Consider the following 19,386-nt stretch of genomic DNA (forward strand, 5'->3'; position numbering starts at 1 on the left):
GGTGTGCGGCCCCGCGAACACCTCCCTACCAGCTGTGGAGGCCGGCGCCGTAGGGGTACAGCGGGTCCCCGTAGGTCGTGGCCGGTGACTGACCGGCGTCGATCTTCGCCCGGATGTCGGAGCGCTCGGCGGCGGTCGCGCCCAGGTCGTACGGCAGGCTCCAGTCCTCGACGGCGTCGGCGGGGGTGTCGGTGCCGCCCGGCTTGAGGACCTGGTCGACGCTGCGCGGGAGCTGCCACGGCAGTGACCCGTGCGGCGTGTAGTCGCCGAACAGGAGGGAGGCCGTCGCCGGGCCGACCTCCTCGCCGCCGCGGTAGGTCATCACGATGGCGTCGGCGATGCCGTTCCACTCGGAGATCACCGTCGGCCGTGGCAGGTCCATGACCACGACGACCGGGATCCCCTGGTTGTGGAAGTTCTGGATGATGGCGAGCTGGTCCGCCGGCAGGTAGGGCTGTGTGTCCGGCCAGGCGGTGGCGTGCGTGTAACTGGGCTCGCCGACCGCCACGACGGCCAGCTTGGGCGACGGCCCGCTGTCCGAGTAGACGTTGACGCCGTCCTTCGCCGCCCTGGCCTTGATCGCGTCCAGGATGTCCAGCGAGCCGTAGTTCTGGTGGAAGTAGCTGGTCCAGACGCAGCAGGCGGCGCCGTCGGTGGCACGCGGACCGGCCACCACGATGTTGTCGCCCGCCTTGAGCTTCATCGGCAGGACGCCGTCGTTCTTCAGCAGGGTGATGGACTCGCGCGCGGCCTGGTTGGCGAGTGCCGCGTACGACGGCTGGTGGAAGCGGTACGGGCCGTTCACCGGGTCGCCGTACGGGCGGTCGAAGATCCCGAGCTCGAACTTCAGCCGGAGGACCCTCGTCACCGCGTCGTTGATCCTGGCGATCGGCACGCTGGACAGGAAGCTCGCGATCGAGAATCCGGACGCGCCCGGGTCGGCGCCGCCCATCACGTCGGATCCGGCGTTCGCCGCGCTGATCCACGCGCCCGAGGGCAGCCAGTCGGTCGTGATCAGGCCCGTGTAGCCGAGGTTGTTCCGCAGGTAGTCGAGGATCGGCTTGCTGTTGCCCGCGCCCGGCCCGCCCGGGTCGAGGTAGGAGCTGCCCGCGTAGCCGGGCATGATGTTGACCGCCCCCGCGTCGAGCGCCGCCCGCCACGGGATCATGTGGTACTTGATCGTCACCGCGTCGTAGACGATGCCCGCCTCACCGCCGGCCCCCTCCCCCGGCCAGTGCTTGACGGTCGCGAGGACTGAGCTCGGGTTCAGCTCCGGCCCGCCCTGCAGGCCGGCCACCAGGGCGCGAACCTGGGCGGCCGCGACGTCGGCGTTCTCGCCGTTGCCCTCCTGGATGCGCGGGTAGAGCACCTTGGTGCCGACCTCGGCCAGCGGCCCGAGCACGCCGCGCGTGCCGACCTCCAGCTCCTCGCGGCGCTGCATGTCGCCCAGCTTGTAGTCGAGCGGGTAGTCCTTGCCGGCGGCCAGCGCGCTCTGCAGCGGATACGTGGTCTCGTACCCGGAGATCGTGTCGCCCGCGGAGACCGGCGGGATGCCCAGGCGTGTTCCGGCGGCGGCGCGGAGCACCTTGTCGAGGTCGGCCGGCTGCGCCGGGCCGAAGTGCCACCCCGACTGCGGGTACGTCTGGGCGTTGTAGAACATCTGGTACGCCTTCTCCTCAGGCGTCATCCGGCCGAGGAGGTCGGCCACGCGGGTCTCGACCGGCTGCCGCCAGTCCTCGTACGGCTCGATCGTCCCGTCCTTGTTGAGGTCGCGGGCACCGTTCACGATGTTCACGCCGTCGCCCGCCGCCGTGATGGTGGGCAGGTAGACGCTGAACGTGCGGATGTTCGACGTGGTTTTGGCACCCGACCCGTTCACCGCGACGACGAACCACTTGTACGTCCACCGGTCGCTGATGTCCCAGGTCGGCGTGTAGCTCGTGCCCGTCGGCTCGGCGACCTTCGTGTAGAGGTCGAGCAGGCGGCCGGACGCGGTGAAGTCGTAGTCGGTACGGCTGACATTGAGCCACACCTCGTAGTGCGCGGTACCCGAGACCGCGGCCCAGGACAGGGCCGGTCGGCGGGTGTCGGTGACCATCGCGTGGTCGGCGGGCGCCGACAGCGCGAACTGGCCGGTGGTCGCCGGCGCCTTGGTCGGCGGGGACAGCAGCGGCGGCGTGTTGCTCGACGCGTCGACCGTGCCGAAGATCTGGAACTCCCACAGCGAGTAGCCGTAGCCCGTGGCCCTGGCCGTGCCGTGGAAGCGCACGTAGCGGCCCTTACCGGAGATCGTGAGGTTCTCGGTGCCGCCCTTGCCGGTCGTGGTGGTGTAGATGCTCGTCCAGTTGGTCTGGTCGTTGGAGACCTCGATCCGGTAGCCGGTGGCGTAGGCGTTCTCCCAGACGAGCGTGGCGCCGGTGATCGTGGCGGCCCCGCCGAGGTCGACCTCCAGCCACTCGTTGTCGGTGTACAGGCTGGACCAGCGGGTGTCCGTACGGCCGTCCAGCGCCGCCGCCGGGGCGTTGCCGCCTTCGGTCGAGGATGCCCGGACCTGCTTGAACGCGGAGATCGGCGTGCCGCTCGGCGGCGGCGTCGACCCCGCCGAGCCGTACACCTGGAACTCCCACAGCGAGTAGCCGTAGCCCGTGGCCCTCGCCGTCCCGTACATCCGGACGTAGCGGCCGGTGCCGGAGACGTCGAGCGTCTGCTTGCCACCGGTGCCGCTGGTGGTGCTGTAGACCGTCCGCCACGTGGCGGCGTCGTCGGAGACCTGGAGCTGGAAGGCCGTCGCGTAGGCCGTCTCCCAGGTGAGGACCACTTGGGAGACGGTGGCAGAGGCGCCGAGGTCGACCTGCAGCCACTGCGGGTCGCTGAACGCGCTCGACCACCGGGTACCGGTGTCGCCGTCCACGGCCGCCGAGGCGGGGGTACCGGCGCTCTCGACCGACGAAGCGGTGGCCGGTTTGCCCTGCGAGAGCAGCGTGGCGGCCGCGCTCGCCGAACCGGACAGGACGGTCCCCGCGCAGGCGAGGAGCAGGGTCAGGATGGTGATCACTACTGCGGGCACGGCGGGACGGTGTTCCGCTGCCCGGGGACGGGGCTTCATGGGGGCGGCTCCTCTTCGCGGGCACGGCGGAGCGGCGAGGAGACCGCCCGCCGTGAAGCTGGTGGCGGCAAGGACTCCCGGCGAAGTTGGGGCTCTGACGTGCACCGGGAGCGGAGGAGCGCGCTCTCCCGAGAGACTGATCGGGATCGCGACCGGTGTCAATACTCCGAGGAGGAGTTTTTTCGGAGCTTATATTAAGTCCCTGCTTGAGGCGGTCCGCACCCTACGGCCACCCGCGCAGCCGCCCGCCATGCCGATCACGCGAGGCCCGACGCGACGATCGGCCGACGGCTCCGCCACCACATGACCAGTCGGTCCGTACACCCCGCGCCACGCCGACCGGCGACCCTACCGCCGCATGACCGGCCGACCCGGACGCCCCCGCGCCGCGCCAACCGGCGGCCCTACCGCCGCATGACCGGCCGACCCGGGCGCCCACGCGCCGCGCCGACCGGCCACCGCGACCGAGAACCCTCAAACGCGGTCTTCGGTTACACCTCTGTTGGGTTTTACCTGGCGCCCGAATACGGCCTTACTTGCACTTGGCCTGGCACTTGCCCTTGCCCTTCTTGTAACCGTATTTAGCGCACCGGTGGGTCTTGGGGTTCATCTTGAGACAGCACCGGGTACACGGCGCCGGCTTGGCATCGACGCGCGTCGACACCGACGCGACGGCCCCCTTTTGCGCGTACGCGGAGCCGCCGGCCAGCAGGACGCCTCCGAGGACCAGCATGGCCATCGCAACGGCCGCGGCGACCAGCTGTCCGACCTTCTGGAGCATGAGACCACCTCTTTTCACCATCCAGTCCACTTCGACAAGGTTCGCACCGTTTACTGTTTCCGGATAGGGCCGAATACCCCTGATAGGACGACAACTGGACAACACTTTCGTGTCCGTTGAGACGGACTTTGTCAGTACTCGGCCGAGCTGCCGCGTCTCCAGCCGGAGCCGGTACAGAAGGCGTCCAATGCGGACACCAAAGGAGTCGCCCGATCACCGGCACCAGAAGCAACGAAAAGGCAATGGAACGTACGGCCGTCGCCTTCCGGGCACTCAGGATGCCGACGCACCGGGCCTGGCCGGGCGCAGTCGGGTCCGCTCGGGCGCCGCGGCGATGACGGCGTCCCAGCGGATCACCGCGAGTCACCGGGAACGCCGACCGGCCGCAGCGAGGCACCACCAACCCTGGCCAGGTCCGCTGGGCGGCTCGCGTTACCGCCCTGGATCGCCGTCGTTGGCGGCACCGAAATCCACGGCGCTGATCCCACCGATCAGCCATCCAGTGGCGGGCCCGAACCCCGGTGAAGACGGCGGCGCGGTCCGCCTCCCGGCCACGGAGACCAAGCCGATCAAAGCCCGATAGCAGCGGGTTCGTCCTGCCGGTCGGCCGAGCGGGCACCCAGGACGCCGCCGGCCGGAGGCCGGCGGCGTACCGAATGCTCGGCGATCGCGATCCAGGAGATGGTCAAAGCCCCCCATACCAGCGCTACGAGGGGGCTTCTCCGAGCATCCCGTACGCCCCCACCCGACGACCCCAGGGACACAACAGACAACCACCGCAGGTCGCGCGGGACGCCGGAGGCAGCCGGTGGCACCGGCTCCGCCGGCAGGAGCGCCTACCGCGAGGAGATGAACTGGTGGAGTTCGTCCCCGCTCATCCGGTCGAACCGGGCGAGCGCGGCATCGATGAACAGGAGTTGGTCCGTGTCGCGCGTCGCGACGTAGCAGGGTTCGTCCTGCCGCCGCCACAGCGGAACTCCCCGTACGTCTTCGTCGACGCGCACCCAGCCGGGTGGCGCCTCGCCTTCCGGTACGGCGTCCACGGCTCTCGGCTCCTTGCCCCTGCTGGGGAGATCATCACAGCGGCTGCCGAGCCGCGTGGGCTGGGTTTCTACGCCCATGAGACTCCCTCTGGTCGCGGAGCGGGCCGCTCCGGCCGCCGGATGGAGCGGCCACGGGTGGGTTGGTTCGTGCGTCCGGACATTCGTCGGGTTCCTCTCTTGCTGTGGGCGGTGACGTACATCGCCTGGCGTCTCAGCCCTAGACGAAGGCGACTCTCACCACCTTCACGAAGACGCGGTGGTCTTTCAGGGGGCGGCGGAAGTAGCCCCATGAGGCGGTGAGGGCTTCGACCAGGAGGAGTCCCCGGCCGCCCTCGTCGAGGTCGTCGGCGTCCCGGAGCGTGGGCATCACCCTGGGGCATCTGTCGATCACGTCGAAGACGCATCCCTGCCGGTGACGCTCGAAACGCACCGCGAAGTAGCCCCCCTTCGGGGCGCCGTGCCGCATCGCGTTGGTGGCCAGTTCGCAGATCACCTCTTCGGCGTCTTCGATCAGGTCCGTACGGCCGCAGGCCGTGAGGCATTCGCGAACGAATCCCCGCGCCAGCCGCGCCGCCGCGGGCTCAGCCCGGTAAATCCGTAGCTCTCCGGTGTCAGCCGGAGGCACCCACGCTCCCGGCTTTTCCAAGTCCAATACGTCCATTTTTCGCCCGATCTCGTGATGGGCCTCCGTGATTTAGCTGACAGCCTGACATCGGTTCGCTACGGTGCGTATGTACCCGAGAACATTGAAACGGTCAGGAGCTCCGCGATGAGCGCTGCGGACCACATCAACCCCGACGCCTCCCTCTGGCACTGGCTCGCCTTTGACCTAAGGCGATACCGGCAGGCGCGGAAGCAGTCGGTCACCGAGGTCGGGCGCGTCATGGGCGTCGCACGCACAAGCGTTTCGAACTTCGAAGCCATGCGTCGGCGACCCGATGTGGATCACCTGAAACGCCTCGACGCGGCCTGGCGAACGGGCGGCCACTTCCTCCGGCTCCTGACGTTCGCCCGTCTCAACCACGACCCGAACTGGTTCAAAGAGCACCTGTTCTACGAAGCGCGTGCCCGCATGTTGCGCATCTTCGAACCGCTGATCATCCCTGGACTGCTCCAGACCGAGGACTACGCGCGGCTCGCGATCGTCGCCGAAGCGGGCGGGGCGTCAGAGAAGACGGAGGCGGACCTCAAGCTACGCATGGACCGGCAAGGTCTACTGACCCGAAAGGACCCGCCACGACTTCATGTTCTGCTCGACGAGGGCGTACTAGATCGCCCAGTCGGCGGGCCAGACATCATGCGCAGGCAGCTCGCCCGCCTGCTCGAAGTCTCAGAGCTGCCGAACATCGTTCTTCGTGTGCGCCCTCGTTCTGCCGGGTATCACGTCGGGCTGATGGGAGCCTTCAAAATCATGACATGTGCTCCAGAGGGCGAAGTGGCCTATACGGAGGCAGCAGAGGGCGGGAGACTGGTACTCGATGGCACGGGCGTAGCCCGGTTCGTTACACGGTTCGACGACATCGGGGCGGAGTGCCTGTCCCGATCGGCATCCCGAGAGATGCTCAAACGCGCGATGGAGGCGATGAGGTGACCGACTTCCGTAAGTCGACCTACAGCGGCGGTGGAAACTCTGACTGCGTCGAGGTTGCGGCCAGCGCCCGCGACGAGATCGAGCAAGCCTGACCCTCCCGACATCGAGCCCCCGCCTCGGCGGGGGCTTCGTCGTTGCGGGAGCACTGCCTCGGTCAGCGCCCCGCCGAGAGTCGTGGGCGGCAAGCAAGGGCCCGGGCGGCTGGCCTCAAGCGCTACCACTGGCGTTCGCTGCGGCTAGAGAGCAGTGAACGCCAGTGATTGAGCACGCCAGCCGAATGGTGCGGGTGCCGTCGGCCAAATCCGGTCGGTGTGGTCGTGGGGTTGGCGCCGGTTTGGAGGTCACCTCCATCGGCCGAACCGGCAACCGGGACGGCTCCGGTCCGCCGCCCACGGCGTACCGAATGCTCGGCGACCGCAGCCCAGGACGACGACAAAAGCCCCATATCCGCGCCACGGGCGGGACCTTTCCCGAGCATCCGGCGCGGCGGCGCGGCGGGCCCCGGCTACGATCATGATCATGGGTCGGTGTGATCGGTGTGGAGGGCGCGGCCGGGGCGTGACGGGATGAGCGATTCCGTCGAGGACGCGGCGGCCGGGCTCGACGTCGATCCCCGGACGCCGAACGTCGCGCGGATGTACGACTACTTCCTCGGCGGCAAGAACAACTTCCGCGCCGACCGCCAGGCCGCCGGCAAGGTCACCGAGGTCCTCCCGAACGTCGCCGCGGTGGCGCGCGCCAACCGGGAGTTCCTCCAGCGGGCCGTCCGGTACGTCGCGGAAAGCGGGGTCGACCAGTTCCTCGACCTCGGCTCGGGCCTGCCGACGCAGGGCAACGTGCACGAGATCGCGCAGGCCGCCCACCCGGACGCCCGCGTCGTCTACGTGGACAACGATCCGGTCGTGGTGGCCCACGCGCAGGCGCTGCTGTCCTCCGCCGAGCGTACCGCCGCCGTCCGCGCCGACCTGCGCGATCCGGAGACCGTGCTGAAGGACCCGCACGTCCGGCGGCTGATCGACTTCGACCGGCCGGTCGGGCTGCTGTTCGTGGCCGTGCTGCACTTCGTCCCCGACGAGGAGGACCCCGCCGGTCTCGTACGGCGGTACCGGGACGCCCTCGCGCCCGGCAGCCACGTCATCCTCTCCCACGCCGCGGTGGAGGAGGAGCGCAACCTCGACGTGGCGACCGCGTACCGCGGCGCGAACGCCCCCTTCATCGCGCGGACCCGTGACCAGGTCACCGCGCTCCTCGCCGGCATGGACGTCGTCGACCCCGGCGTGGTCCACCTGTGCGAGTGGCGGCCCGCCCGCGCCGAGAAGCCGCTGACGGCCGGCTGGACGGCCGTCGCCCGCACGCGCTGACGGATCTGGCTGATCCTGGGCGTTGACGGTGGCCGGATGAGTGCTCACCAACGCCGTGGCGACCGGGGCCCTCGAACGCAATCGGTGATCGAGCCTGGCCACGGGCGTCGTACGGGGAGTGCCCCGGTCGCCGTCGCCAGGGGTTACGGCGACGGTGACCGGAGCGGTGGCGCGGCCTCGGTCAGAAGCCGGCCGTGATGCGGGTGAAGTCCCAGTCGTTCTGGGAGATGCCGCTGCAGGTGGACTGCACTCCCCCGCCGGGGCAGGAGTGGTCGCGGTTGACCGCCCAGAAGGCCAGGCGGTTCAGGCCCTTGGACACCGCCCAGTCGCGGATCTGGGTCCAGGTTGCCGTCGAGGTGGTCTCCTGCTGGTCGGACAGGCCGTTCATGCCGGAGATCCCCATGTGCGCGTACGCCTGGGCGTCGGTCCAGCCCCACGCGTTCTTCAGGTCGGTCTTCAGCCCTTCGGCCGCGTTGACGGTGCTCTGGTACATGTTCGAACCGCCGCCGAAGTCGAACGGCATGATCGTGTAGCTGTCGATCGGCACGTTCAGCGCCTTGGACTGGTTGATGAGCCGGACGCCGTCACCGCTGGGTCCGCTCGTCGTCGTGCCGAAGGTCACGGCGATCTTGACGTTCGGGTTGTTCTGCTTGACGATCTTCAGGCCGCCGAGGATCCGGTCCTGCACCGTGTAGTTCGAGAACTCGTCGGTGTTCTCGATGTCGAAGTCGACCACGGCCGGGCCGACCGCGTTGATGACCTGCTGCACCGCACCGGCGTACGCGGAGGAGGACGCGCAGTTCGGGCCGAGCTTGTTGCCCGACCAGCCGCCGAAGGAGACCTCGACGCTGCCGCCGGCGCCCTTGATCGCCGAGATCGCCTGCGCGTCGACGCCGCCGGTGAGCGGCCTGGAGCCGTCCCAGGCGGGGGTGCATCCGCCGCTGGAGTTGACGAACGCCATGGTGAAGGACTTGACCCCGGTGGCGCTCATGACCGTGGCCGGGTTGGGCGGGTTGCCCCAGCCCATGTAGAGGTAGGGGGCTCCGGGGATCCGCCCGGAGGCGGGCGGCGGGGTACCGGTCCCGCCGGGCAGCGTCCACTTCTGATTGGCGCTGCCGGCGCAGTCCCAGATCTGCAGCGGGGTGCCGTCCGCCGAACTGGGGCCGGTGGCGTCCAGGCACTTGCCGAGCGCGCGCAGGCTGCCGTCGGCGGCCGCGGTCCACGACTGGGCGGCGGTTCCGTTGCAGTCGTAGAGCTGCACCTTGGTGCCGTTGGCGCTGTTGGCGGCGGCGACGTCGAGGCACTTGCCGAGGCCGCGGATGGTGCCGTCGGTCCCGACCGTCCACTGCTGCGCGCTGGTGCCGTTGCAGCCGTAGAGCTGAACCTGGGTGCCGTTGGCGCTGTTGGCGGCGGCGATGTCGACGCACTTGCCGCCGTACCCGGTGATCTGTCCGGTCGCGGCCCAGGCGGGGGAGGCCGCGGCGACGATCGGCGGCAGCGCGAGGGCGGCGGCGCCGGCCAGCAGCCGGAGCCGGAGACGGGAGAAGCGTTCCTGATTCATGGCGGGGGTCCTCTCAGGAAGGTCAATGCTTCAACTAAGACGCGAAGTAAGGGGTCGGACCTCCTCCTTCCTGCCGTCGTCGCGATCGAGGCCTGGTCGGCCTCAAAGATAAGGAAGGTTTCCTAAGAATTAGCCCGAATATAGCCCAGGGGACACGATTCGCGTCAAGAGACCGCAGGGCCCGTCTCGTGACAGGATTGGGCGATGGTTGCCGGACCCCCGCGATCGGATGTGACGGTTCCCGCGTACGTGGCGGCCCTGGCGGCGGGCCGGCCGGTGCGTGCGGTGTGGGAGAACGAGCTGGGCGGGCTGACGTTCGAGGTCGGCGCGGACCCGGACCGGTGTTTCGTCAAATGGGCTCCGCCGGGCAGCGGACTCGACCTCGCCGAGGAGGCCGTACGGCTGTCCTGGGCGGTGGCGTTCACCCCGGTGCCGCGGGTGCTGGACCAGGGCGCCGACGATGAGGGCTCCTGGCTCGTCACCGCCGCCCTGCGCGGTCAGAGCGCCGTCGCCGACCGGTGGAAGGCCGAACCGCGAACGGCGGTGACGGCCGTCGGCGAAGGGCTGCGCGCCCTCCACGACGCGCTCCCCGTCGCGGACTGCCCGTTCTCCTGGGCGGCCGAAGACCGGCTCGCCGACGCCCGCCGGCGCGCCGCTCAGGGCCGCGTCGACGCGACGCGCTGGGACCCGGCGCACCGCCCCCTGGGCGTCGACCGGGCGCTCGCGGTCCTCGCGGAGATCCCGCCGCACGACCGGCTCGTCGTCTGCCACGGCGACAGTTGCGCGCCCAACACCCTCATCGGCGAGGACGGCCGCTGGTCGGCCCACGTCGACCTCGGTCGGCTCGGCGTCGCCGACCGATGGGCCGACCTCGCCATCGCCGCCTGGAGCACCGAGTGGAACTACGGCCCCGGATGGGAGGACCTCCTCCTCGACGCCTACGGCGTCCGTCCCGACCCGGACCGGATGCGGTACTACCGTCTCCTGTGGGATCTCGGGGACTGATCCGAGGCGTCGCGTTAGCCCGCGCGTTCACCGGGTATCCGCCGCACCGAAGCGGTAAACGGAACCCCCGAACGGGAAGAGGTGCGGGCAACGTGAGCACGAGGGACCACCGGAGCCGGTCATGAGCAGGTCCGACTCGATCTCCCGTCCGGTCTCCGCGGTCCTCGGCCTCGCCGGCGGCCTGATCGCCGGAGCGCTGTTCAAGCAGACCTGGAAGCTCGTCTCCGGCCAGGACGACGCGCCCGACGCCGGGGACGTCGAGCGCGGCTGGGTCGAGGTCCTGGCCGCCGCCGCGCTGCAGGGCGCGATCGTCGGCGGCGTCAAGGCCGCCCTCAACCACGGCTACCTGGTCCGCCGCCACGGCGGCCGAGAGAGTTCGTGACCGTACGAGCCGCGGACACCGTCCGGTGACCGGAGGTCCACAGGACCCCGGTCACCGGACGGCCAGAACCCGTCGGCCGGTCAGACGAGTCAGACGAGTCAGACGAGGTCGAACCGGTCGAGGTTCATGACCTTGTTCCAGGCCGCGACGAAGTCCGTCACGAACTTCTCCTTCGCGTCGTCGCTCGCGTAGACCTCGGCGACCGCGCGCAGCTCGGAGTTGGCGCCGAAGACCAGGTCGACGCGGCTGGCGGTCCACTTGACGTTGTCCGAGGCATCGCGCCCCTCGAAGGTCTCGGACTCTTCGGACACCGGCTTCCACACCGTGCCCATGTCGAGCAGGTTCACGAAGAAGTCGTTGGTCAGCGTCCCGGGACGGTCGGTCAAGACGCCCAGGGAGGACTGCTGGTGGTTGGCGCCCAGCACGCGCAGACCACCGACGAGGACCGTCATCTCGGGCGCGCTCAGCGTGAGCAGGTTCGCCCGGTCGATCAGGAGGAACTCGCCCGGCAGCATGTTGCCCTTCATGAGGTAGTTGCGGAACCCGTCGTGCGACGGCTCCATCACCTCGAACGACTCGACGTCGGTCTGCTCCTGCGACGCGTCGGTGCGTCCCGGAGTGAAGGGCACCACGATGTCGTGGCCGGCGTCCTTCGCGGCCTTCTCGACGGCCGCGCACCCGCCGAGCACGATCAGGTCGGCCAGGGAGATCCGCTTACCACCGGTCTGCTCGGCGTTGAACGCCTCCTGAACCTGCTCCAGGGTGCGCAGCACGGTCGTCAGCTCGTTGGGGTTGTTGACCTCCCAGTTCTTCTGCGGCTCCAGCCGGATGCGCGCGCCGTTGGCGCCGCCGCGCTTGTCGGTGCCGCGGAACGACGCGGCCGACGCCCACGCGGTGGTGACCAGCTGGGAGATCGACAGGCCGGAGTCCAGGAGCCGGGCCTTGAGCGCGGCGATGTCCTCGGCGTCGACCAGCTCGTGGTCGACCGGCGGGATCGGGTCCTGCCAGATCAGCGTCTCGGCCGGCACCTCCGGGCCGAGGTAGCGCGGCTTCGGGCCCATGTCGCGGTGGGTCAGCTTGAACCAGGCGCGGGCGAACGCGTCCGCGAACTCGTCGGGGTTCTCCAGGAAGCGCCGCGAGATCGGCTCGTAGATCGGGTCGAAGCGCAGCGAGAGGTCGGTCGTGAGCATCCCCGGCGCGCGCGTCAGCGAGCCGTCCTCGGGGTCGGGCACGGTGCCCGCCCCGGCACCGTCCTTCGGCCGCCACTGGTTCGCCCCGGACGGGCTCTCGGTCAGCTCCCACTCGTAACCGAAGAGCAGCTCGAAGAAGGTGTTGTCCCACGTGGTCGGGGTGGGCGTCCAGGTGACCTCGAGACCGCTCGTGTGAGAGTCCCGGCCCTTGCCGGTGCCGTAGGAGTTCTTCCAGCCCAGACCCTGGTCCTCCAGCGGGGCGCCCTCGGGCTCGGGTCCGATGGCGTCGGCCGGGGCCGCGCCGTGGGTCTTGCCGAAGGTGTGGCCACCGGCGATCAGGGCGACGGTCTCCTCGTCGTTCATCCCCATGCGGCCGAACGTCTCGCGGATGTCGCGCGCCGCGGCGACCGGGTCCGGGTTGCCGTTCGGGCCCTCGGGGTTGACGTAGATGAGGCCCATCTGCACCGCGGCCAGGGGCTTCTCCAGGTCACGCTCACCGCTGTAGCGCTCGTCGTCCAACCAGGCGGTCTCGGGACCCCAGAAGACGTCCTCGTCGGCCTCCCAGGCGTCCTCGCGGCCACCGCCGAAGCCGAACGTCTTCAGGCCCATCGTCTCCAGGGCGACGTTACCGGCCAGGATCATCAGGTCGGCCCACGAGATCTTCTGGCCGTACTTCTGCTTGACGGGCCACAGCACGCGGCGGGCCTTGTCGAGGCTCGCGTTGTCCGGCCAGCTGTTGAGGGGCGCGAAGCGCTGCTGGCCCGCCCCGGCACCACCCCGGCCGTCACTGACGCGGTAGGTGCCCGCGCTGTGCCACGCCATGCGGATGATCAGCGGTCCGTAGTTCCCGAAGTCGGCCGGCCACCAGTCTTGCGAGTCCGTGAGCACCCGCGCGATGTCCTGCTTCACCGCGGCGAGGTCGAGGCTCTGGAACGCCTCGGCGTAGTTGAACTCCTGGCCCAAGGGGTTGGCCATCGGCGGGTTCTTGACGAGCAGCTTCAGGTTGAGTCGCTCCGGCCACCAGCCGCGGTTGCCGCCGCCCTGGGTCGGGTGCGGGGCGCGGGTACGGCCGTGCGCGACCGGACAGCCGCCTTCACCCTCCGTCTTGGCGTCTCTCACGATCGCGTCATCGTTCTCAGGCATGGCAATCCTTCCGGTCTCAGGCGGATCACGGTGTTCAGGAATTGCGGGCGGTGGAGCAGGCGGGGCACAGGCCCCAGTAGATGACCTCGGCCTCGTCGATCGAGAAGCCCTGGTCGTCGGACGCGGTCAGGCACGGTGCCTCGCCGATCGCGCAGTCGACGTCGGCGACGGCACCGCACGACCGGCACACGACGTGGTGGTGGTTGTCCCCGACGCGTCCCTCGAACCGGGCCGGGCTGCCGGCCGGCTCGATGCGGCGGATGAGGCCCGCGGCGGTGAGCGCGTGGAGGGCCTCGTACACGGCCTGCACGGAGACGTGGCCGACGCGGTCGCGCACCCCGGAGGCGATCGCCTCGACGCCGAGGTGGTCACCGGTCCGTACGGTCTCGAGCAGCGCGACGCGGGCGGCCGTCACCCGCAGGCCGACACCGCGCAGCTCCTCGGCGGTGGTCGGGGACTGGGATGGCGTCATGGCGCCCAACCTAGTCCACTAACCAGAACGATTCAAGAGAACAAATGATTCTTGTTCATGGCGCGTGGACTCGGCGGCCGCTCCGGAGGGGATCCCCGGCCTGGACGTCAGCGGCTGGCAGGGCAACGTCGGCTGTCGTCGGAACGCATGGGGATGCGGGCTCGGCCCGCCTCCTTACCGGGTGGTGCACACCCAGGTGATCCAGTGGCCGCCGCCCGCGTTGGAGATGGCGTCCTTCTCGGCCGCGGTCTTCGTGGCGCCGCGACCGCCCCAGTACTTGTTGGTACGGGGGTTGTACGCGACGGCGCCGCAGCTGTTCATGAAACCCACGAGCACCTTGCAGTGGGAGCGGGGGCACTCGTTCAACGCTCGCTTCTCGGCGGCGGCCGCGGAGCTGTAGTCCCACGACTTGCCGACGCTGCCGTCGCTCGCCACGGCGATGGCGCCGTAGTACTGCGGCGGCGGTGAGTAGGTGTCGGTCGGAGAGTCGGGGCCGGACGGGAAGGACGGCGAGTAACTGGGCAGCGGCGGCGGGCTGTAGGTGGGCGGCGTCGGGAGGTCCGGCAGCGTGGGCACCGCGACCGCGTGCTTGCGCGCCGAGTCGCCGACGTGGAATCCCAGCCACAGGATCGCGCCGCCGCCGATCACCAACACGAAGACGGCGACGAGGACGATGACGACCGCCACGCCGTTGTTGTTCGGCCGTCGCGGGGGCGGCGGCCCCCATCCCGGGGGCCCAGGCGGCATCGGCGGACCGGGCGGAGGCCCGTACGCGGGCGGCTGACCGCCGTACGGCGGCTGCGGGGGTTGCACGGTGACCCACTCCCCAGATGCGTCAATGTCCGGAAGATCGTAACGGTTGCCCTGTCGCTGCAAAGCAGAGCTAGGACGCCATTTCCGGCATATCGGTTCCGGGGCCCCTCGACGTTTCTGAGCCGCCCTCCGAAGCGTTCTCCGTCACTTCCGCTCCCCGTCGGAATGCGCGCCGCGAGGCTCAGGCACAGAAGTCCGCGATGGTGCCGGTGAGGATGTCGGTGAGGCGGTCCAGCGAGGCGAGATCGACGTACTCGGTCGCCGCGTGGGCGCCCGCACCGTCGACGCCGAAGAGCAGGCAGGGGATGCCCGCGCGGTCCAGGAGGGCGCAGTCGGTCCAGAAGGGCTCGGCGCGCACCACGGGCGGGCGCCCGAGGACCTCGTGCGCGTGCCGGGTCAGGGTGCGGACGACGAATGCCTCCGGATCGGCCTCGAAGGGCTCGCGGTGCAGGCCGCGGGTCAGCCGGTAGTAGAAGTCGGGGACCGTGCCGGCGAGGCGCTCGAGCACCGCGGTCAGCTCCCGCTCGACACCGTCGGCGCTCTCACCGGGTACGGTGCGGCGCTCGAGCGTGACGTGGCAGCGCGCCGGGTAGGTGGAGGGCTCCTGGCCGCCGTGGATGACCGAGGCGTGCACGGTGCCGGTGCCCAGGAGGGGGTGTGCCGGGCGCAGCGCGAGGTACCGTCCCAGCTCCTCCAGCGCGACCAGGAAGTGCCCGGCCTTGGCGATGGCGTCGATGCCGAGCTCGGGCCGCGACCCATGGGCCGCTCGGCCCTCGATCTCCACGTCGAACCAGGCGAAGCCCTTGTGGGCGAGGGTGACCTCCAGATGGCTCGGCTCGGCGACGATCGCCCCGTCGGCGGTGAAGGACTCCAGCACCTCCTCGGTGCCGAAGCTGCCGTGCTCCTCGTCGGCGACGCAGGCGAGGATGACGTCGCCCCGCAGCGGGGCGCCGGCGGTGGCGCGGGCGGCGGCCACCATCATGGCCGCGATACCGCCCTTCATGTCGAAGGCCCCGCGGCCGAACATCTTCCCGTCGCGGACCTGCGGGTCGAGCGGGTCGCCGTCGTAGCCGGCCAGGCCGACCGTGTCGAGGTGGCCGTTGAGCATGAGGGACCGGCCGCCGCCGGTACCGCGGGCGATCGCGACGAGCGAAGGCCGGCCGGGACGCTTCTCCAGGCGGTGCACCTCGAAGCCGCGGGCGACCAGCCATTCGCCGCAGAAGTCGGCGATGACGCTCTCGCCGGCCCCACCGGCCACGAGGTCCGGGTTGACGGAGTCGATGGCGATCAGCCGGGCCAGCAGGCGGCCGGGGTCCAGGGGATCGGGAGCCGCGGCGGTCGAGGGCGTCTCGGGGAGCATGGGGACCTTCCGGAGTTCTGCGGCCGCCCCGGGAGACAGGGGCGGCGCGGTGTGGGAGACGTGTCGCGGTCAGTCCTGGTCGGCGAGGCGCAGGAGGGTGGTGGCCAGGACGTCGACGCCGTGGGCGCACGCCTCGGGGGTGGAGTATTCGCGGGGGTTGTGGCTGATGCCGTCGTACTCGCCTCGTACGAAGATCATGGCAGTGGGGCAGAGCGCGGCGATCTCCTGGGCGTCGTGGCCGGCGCCGGAGAGCAGCGAGACGTGCGCCAGGCCGTGGTCGTCGGCGGCCTGCGCGATGACCTTCTGCACCCCTTCGTCGAAGGGGACGTAGCCGGTCTCGGCCATCCGCCGGGTGGTCGACGAGAGCCCCGGCCGGCCGTCCTCCAAGTCGCACAGGAACGCCGCGAGGGCCTTCTCGGCGCGGGCCATCTGGACGTCGTCGGGGTTGCGCAGGTCGACGGTCAGTTCGGCGCGGGCCGGGACGATGTTGGTCAGGTCCGGGTGCACGGTGAGGTGGCCGACGGTGGCGCGCAGGTCGCCGTACGCGCCGGAGTCGACCATGGCCCGCAGGTGGACGATGAGCCGCGCGGCCGCGAGCCCGGCGTCGGCGCGCAGGTGGGTGGGGGTCGTGCCGGCGTGGGCGGCGCGGCCGTGGATGGTGATCTCCTGCCAGGAGATGCCCTGCACGCCGGTGACGACGCCGACCTCGACCCCGTTCTCGGCCAGGACGGGGCCCTGTTCGATGTGGCATTCGACGTAGGCGTGCGGCGGGGCGAGGCGGACGTCGGCGGGGCCGTCGAAGCCGGTGCGGGCGAGCTCGCCGCCGAGGGTGCGGCCGTCGCGGTCGGTCAGGCCGTGGGCGTACTCCAGGGTGAGGCGGCCGGCGGCGACGGCGCTGCCGAGCATGTCGGTGCCGAAGCGGACGCCCTCCTCCTCGGTGAAGACGCCCACCTCGATCGGGCGGCGGGTGGTGATGCCGCGGTCATTGAGGGTGCGGACGACCTCGATGCCGCCCAGGACGCCGAGGCAGCCGTCGAAGGCGCCGGCGGTGGCGACGCTGTCGATGTGCGAGCCGGTCAGGACCGGGGCCGCGGTCGGGTCGGTGCCCTCGCGGCGGCCGTAGATGTTGCCCATCCGGTCCACGCGGACGGCCAGGCCGGCCTGTTCCATCCACGCGATGACCCGGCGGCGGGCGGCCGCGTCGGCGTCGGTGAGGGCGAGACGGTCGACGCCGCGCAGACCGGTGCGCTCGTCGTCGTACGCGCCGATCTCGGCGAGCTCCATCAGGGACCGCCACAGGCGGTCGCCGTCGACGGTGATCGTGGGGTTCGTCATGATCGATCTCCTGGGTTGGCGGCCGGACCCTCGGTGCTCAGCAGGACGACCACCGAGGTCGCCCCGAGCCCCAGCGCCGTCCGGCGTTCTTCGGCGCCCGCGCCGGTGAGCACCGCGCGGAGACCGGCGAGCGCCGCGGCCCCGCAGGGGCCCGAGGAGACGCCGAGAGCGCCGAGGTCGGCGACCGCCCGGGTGCTGTCGGCGTCGGGGATGGCGACGGCGGCGTCCAGCCCGCCGTGCAGGAAGGGCCAGGCGGTGCTGGACGGGGTGCCGCAGTTCAGCCCGGCCATGACGGTCTCACCGGTCGTGACGCCGACGGGTTCGCCCCGCGTGAGGCTTTCGAGGACGCAGGCCGCGGCCTCCGGTTCCACCGACAACAGCGCCGGAGCCCGCCCGGACGGGCGGCTGCGGTAGTGCGTGACGACGGCCTGGGCCAGTGACCCCACGCCCACCGGTACGGCCACGAGGTCGGGTCCCTCGGTGACTCCCGCGGCCGTCAACTGCTCGTCGACCTCGGCGCAGAGGGTGGAGTAGCCCTCGACGATCCAGCCCGGGATCCGCTCGTAGCCCGGCCAGGCGGTGTCCTGGACCAGGACCGCGTCCGGCGTGGCGGCCGCCTCGGCCGCCCGGCGTACGGCCTCGTCGTAGGACCCCGCGATCTCGGTGACCCGCGCCTGCTCGGCGACGATGGCCGCCACGGCCCGCGGGTGCACGCCCTGCGGAACGAAGACGTGGGCGTGCTGCCCGAGCAGGCGCGCCATGCGGGCCACCGCCCGGCCGTGGTTGCCGTCGGTGGCGGTCACCAGGGTGACCGGGCCCGGTTCTCCGCCGCTCACGGCCCGGGCGGACAGCGCGCGGTGGACCGCCCAGGACGCACCGAGCGCCTTGAACGCGGGCAGTCCCAGCCGGCACGACTCGTCCTTGACGAAGACCCGGCCGACCCCCAGCTCCGCGGCCAGCGGCGGGAGTTCGGTCAGCGGTGTGGGCGCGTAGTCGGGCAGTGCGGCGTGGAAGGTCCGCACCTCGACGGGCGCGGGCGCGCATCTCCAGGTACGGGCGCCGGGCGGCGCGAACCACGGCGACGCGGGGCGGGAGGACAGGTTCTCAGGCACTCGTCCAGAGTGCGGTGTCCTCCTCCGATCGGTCCAGCGAATGTTTTCGACGTATATTCATCGGAGAAACCGACCGTTCGAGAGCCGCTCCGTGCCGGTGGGGAAGGCGATCCGCCAGTGTTCGACCTGCACCGACTGCGCCTGCTGCGCGAGCTCAAGCACCGCGGCACGCTGGCGGCCGTCGCCGCGGCCCTGTCCTACGCTCCCTCCTCGGTCTCCCAGCAGCTCTCGCAGTTGGAGGCCGAGGTCGGCGTCCGGCTGCTGGAACCGGTCGGGCGGCGGGTGCGGCTGACCGAGCAGGCCGAGATCCTCGTCGCCCACACCGAGGCCGTTCTCGCACGCCTGGAGCGCGCGGAGGCGGAGATCTCCGCCTCCCTCACCGAGCTGACCGGCACCCTGCGCGTCGCCTCGTTCCAGACGGCCGCCCTGGCCCTGGTGCCGCCCGCGCTCGGCCTGCTGCGCGACCTGCACCCGCGCCTGCGCGTCCACCTCACCCACCTGGAACCGGAGAAGGCCCTGCCCGCCCTGCAGGCCCGCGACTTCGACCTGGTCCTCGCCGAGGAGTACCCCGGCAACCCCAACCCGCGGCCCGCCGGCCTCGACGAGCAGGACCTGCTCGACGACCCCCTGCACCTCGCGCTGCCCGAACCGGCCGACGCCCCTGGCGCCGCCGACCTGGACGCCGACGACCCGATGGCCGCGCTGCGCTCGCTCGCGGACCACCCCTGGGTGATGGAGCCCGAGGGCACGGCCGCACGGCACTGGGCCATGACCCTGTGCCGCAACGCCGGTTTCGAACCCGACGTACGGTTCGAGACCACCGACCTCCTGCTCCACCTTCGCCTCGTCGAGCAGGGGCACGCCGCCGCCTTCCTTCCCGACCTCGTCTGGATCGGACAGGCACCGACCGTCACCCTGCGGCGCCTCCCCGACGGTCAGCGCGCACGCCGCCTCTTCACCGCCGTACGCAGCGGCCGCAGCCGGCACCCCGCCGTCCAGGCGTGCCGTGACGCCCTCCTCCGGGCGGTCGCCCTGCGCTCCGCTGAGCCGTCGGATCGGCCCGACTGCCGGTGCCGCAATTTGCGCAGTTCCGGCATAGGTTAGGCTCACCTAACTGCTAGCTGATCCACA

At 70.9% G+C, this 19,386-nt stretch carries 17 protein-coding genes; 6 read left to right on the forward strand and 11 right to left on the reverse strand.

The features are described 5' to 3' along the window. Positions 1-25: 25 nt before the first annotated feature. The 4 genes from AB0K82_RS06015 to AB0K82_RS06030 form a co-directional block, all read right to left on the reverse strand. The gene (locus AB0K82_RS06015; protein WP_364393293.1) at positions 26-3,067 is read right to left on the reverse strand and encodes a discoidin domain-containing protein; all 3,042 of its coding nucleotides are present in this window, start codon (positions 3,065-3,067) and stop codon (positions 26-28) included. Between the two features lie 571 nt (positions 3,068-3,638). Continuing rightward, on the reverse strand, positions 3,639-3,887 hold the full coding sequence (locus AB0K82_RS06020) for a hypothetical protein (protein WP_364393295.1): 249 nt from the start codon (positions 3,885-3,887) through the stop codon (positions 3,639-3,641). 836 nt (positions 3,888-4,723) lie between these two features. Further along, complete coding sequence (locus tag AB0K82_RS06025; protein ID WP_364393297.1) at positions 4,724-4,930, reverse strand: hypothetical protein; 207 nt, start codon at positions 4,928-4,930, stop codon at positions 4,724-4,726. 217 nt (positions 4,931-5,147) lie between these two features. Continuing rightward, on the reverse strand, positions 5,148-5,555 hold the full coding sequence (locus AB0K82_RS06030; protein ID WP_364393299.1) for an ATP-binding protein: 408 nt from the start codon (positions 5,553-5,555) through the stop codon (positions 5,148-5,150). Between the two features lie 144 nt (positions 5,556-5,699). Between AB0K82_RS06030 and AB0K82_RS06035 the strand changes: the two genes are divergently transcribed. The 3 genes from AB0K82_RS06035 (at position 5,700) to AB0K82_RS06045 (ending at position 7,882) form a co-directional block, all read left to right on the forward strand. Beyond that, positions 5,700-6,521, forward strand: a complete 822-nt coding sequence (locus AB0K82_RS06035) for a helix-turn-helix transcriptional regulator (RefSeq protein WP_364393302.1) — start codon at positions 5,700-5,702, stop codon at positions 6,519-6,521. Continuing rightward, positions 6,518-6,613, forward strand: coding sequence for a DUF397 domain-containing protein (locus tag AB0K82_RS06040; protein WP_364393304.1), 96 nt, complete (start codon positions 6,518-6,520; stop codon positions 6,611-6,613). The genes AB0K82_RS06035 and AB0K82_RS06040 overlap by 4 nt, the downstream gene beginning before the upstream one ends. A 474-nt stretch (positions 6,614-7,087) precedes the next feature. Next, positions 7,088-7,882, forward strand: a complete 795-nt coding sequence (locus AB0K82_RS06045; RefSeq protein ID WP_364393306.1) for an SAM-dependent methyltransferase — start codon at positions 7,088-7,090, stop codon at positions 7,880-7,882. Between the two features lie 181 nt (positions 7,883-8,063). Here AB0K82_RS06045 and AB0K82_RS06050 read toward each other — a convergent pair whose 3' ends face one another. Continuing rightward, a complete protein-coding gene (locus tag AB0K82_RS06050) occupies positions 8,064-9,443 on the reverse strand; it encodes a ricin-type beta-trefoil lectin domain protein (protein WP_364393309.1) in 1,380 nt (459 codons plus the stop codon). Positions 9,444-9,647: 204 nt separating this feature from the next. On the opposite strand from AB0K82_RS06050, the gene AB0K82_RS06055 reads away from it, so the two are divergent. Then, positions 9,648-10,448: an aminoglycoside 3'-phosphotransferase gene (locus AB0K82_RS06055; RefSeq protein WP_364393311.1), complete on the forward strand. Its 801-nt coding sequence runs from the start codon at positions 9,648-9,650 to the stop codon at positions 10,446-10,448. A gap of 121 nt (positions 10,449-10,569) precedes the next feature. Continuing rightward, positions 10,570-10,830: a DUF4235 domain-containing protein gene (locus tag AB0K82_RS06060; RefSeq protein ID WP_364393313.1), complete on the forward strand. Its 261-nt coding sequence runs from the start codon at positions 10,570-10,572 to the stop codon at positions 10,828-10,830. Between the two features lie 98 nt (positions 10,831-10,928). On the opposite strand, the gene katG is transcribed toward AB0K82_RS06060, so the two are convergent. The 6 genes from katG to AB0K82_RS06090 all read right to left on the reverse strand — a co-directional run bounded on the left by katG (position 10,929) and on the right by AB0K82_RS06090 (position 18,255). After that, positions 10,929-13,163, reverse strand: a complete 2,235-nt coding sequence (gene katG / locus AB0K82_RS06065) for a catalase/peroxidase HPI (protein WP_364393316.1) — start codon at positions 13,161-13,163, stop codon at positions 10,929-10,931. 34 nt (positions 13,164-13,197) lie between these two features. After that, positions 13,198-13,635 carry a Fur family transcriptional regulator gene (locus AB0K82_RS06070; protein ID WP_364393318.1) on the reverse strand — a complete coding sequence of 146 codons (438 nt, stop codon included), beginning with the start codon at positions 13,633-13,635 and terminating at the stop codon, positions 13,198-13,200. A gap of 174 nt (positions 13,636-13,809) precedes the next feature. Continuing rightward, positions 13,810-14,322, reverse strand: coding sequence for a DUF4189 domain-containing protein (locus AB0K82_RS06075; protein ID WP_364393320.1), 513 nt, complete (start codon positions 14,320-14,322; stop codon positions 13,810-13,812). Between the two features lie 307 nt (positions 14,323-14,629). Next, on the reverse strand, positions 14,630-15,808 hold the full coding sequence (locus tag AB0K82_RS06080) for an ArgE/DapE family deacylase (RefSeq protein WP_364393322.1): 1,179 nt from the start codon (positions 15,806-15,808) through the stop codon (positions 14,630-14,632). 69 nt (positions 15,809-15,877) lie between these two features. After that, positions 15,878-17,143 carry a Zn-dependent hydrolase gene (locus tag AB0K82_RS06085; RefSeq protein WP_364393324.1) on the reverse strand — a complete coding sequence of 422 codons (1,266 nt, stop codon included), beginning with the start codon at positions 17,141-17,143 and terminating at the stop codon, positions 15,878-15,880. After that, a complete protein-coding gene (locus AB0K82_RS06090) occupies positions 17,140-18,255 on the reverse strand; it encodes a diaminopropionate ammonia-lyase (protein ID WP_364393326.1) in 1,116 nt (371 codons plus the stop codon). The genes AB0K82_RS06085 and AB0K82_RS06090 overlap by 4 nt, the downstream gene beginning before the upstream one ends. Positions 18,256-18,372: 117 nt before the next feature. Between AB0K82_RS06090 and AB0K82_RS06095 the strand changes: the two genes are divergently transcribed. Beyond that, positions 18,373-19,359 carry a LysR substrate-binding domain-containing protein gene (locus AB0K82_RS06095; RefSeq protein ID WP_364393329.1) on the forward strand — a complete coding sequence of 329 codons (987 nt, stop codon included), beginning with the start codon at positions 18,373-18,375 and terminating at the stop codon, positions 19,357-19,359. Positions 19,360-19,386: the final 27 nt, after the last annotated feature.

The sequence above is a fragment of the Actinoallomurus sp. NPDC052274 genome (assembly GCF_040679475.1).
In the GTDB taxonomy this organism is placed as follows: Bacteria; Actinomycetota; Actinomycetes; order Streptosporangiales; family Streptosporangiaceae; genus Actinoallomurus; species Actinoallomurus liliacearum.

What these genes read in the sequence shown, in the direction of transcription:
- AB0K82_RS06060 (WP_364393313.1), top strand. Translation starts at nt 10,570, where the DNA reads ATGAGCAGGTCCGACTCGATCTCCCGTCCGGTCTCCGCGGTCCTCGGC.
- AB0K82_RS06085 (WP_364393324.1), bottom strand. Translation starts at nt 17,143, where the DNA reads ATGACGAACCCCACGATCACCGTCGACGGCGACCGCCTGTGGCGGTCC.
- AB0K82_RS06080 (WP_364393322.1), bottom strand. Translation starts at nt 15,808, where the DNA reads ATGCTCCCCGAGACGCCCTCGACCGCCGCGGCTCCCGATCCCCTGGAC.
- AB0K82_RS06050 (WP_364393309.1), bottom strand. Translation starts at nt 9,443, where the DNA reads ATGAATCAGGAACGCTTCTCCCGTCTCCGGCTCCGGCTGCTGGCCGGC.
- AB0K82_RS06020 (WP_364393295.1), bottom strand. Translation starts at nt 3,887, where the DNA reads ATGCTCCAGAAGGTCGGACAGCTGGTCGCCGCGGCCGTTGCGATGGCC.
- katG (WP_364393316.1), bottom strand. Translation starts at nt 13,163, where the DNA reads ATGCCTGAGAACGATGACGCGATCGTGAGAGACGCCAAGACGGAGGGT.
- AB0K82_RS06035 (WP_364393302.1), top strand. Translation starts at nt 5,700, where the DNA reads ATGAGCGCTGCGGACCACATCAACCCCGACGCCTCCCTCTGGCACTGG.
- AB0K82_RS06045 (WP_364393306.1), top strand. Translation starts at nt 7,088, where the DNA reads ATGAGCGATTCCGTCGAGGACGCGGCGGCCGGGCTCGACGTCGATCCC.
- AB0K82_RS06070 (WP_364393318.1), bottom strand. Translation starts at nt 13,635, where the DNA reads ATGACGCCATCCCAGTCCCCGACCACCGCCGAGGAGCTGCGCGGTGTC.
- AB0K82_RS06055 (WP_364393311.1), top strand. Translation starts at nt 9,648, where the DNA reads ATGGTTGCCGGACCCCCGCGATCGGATGTGACGGTTCCCGCGTACGTG.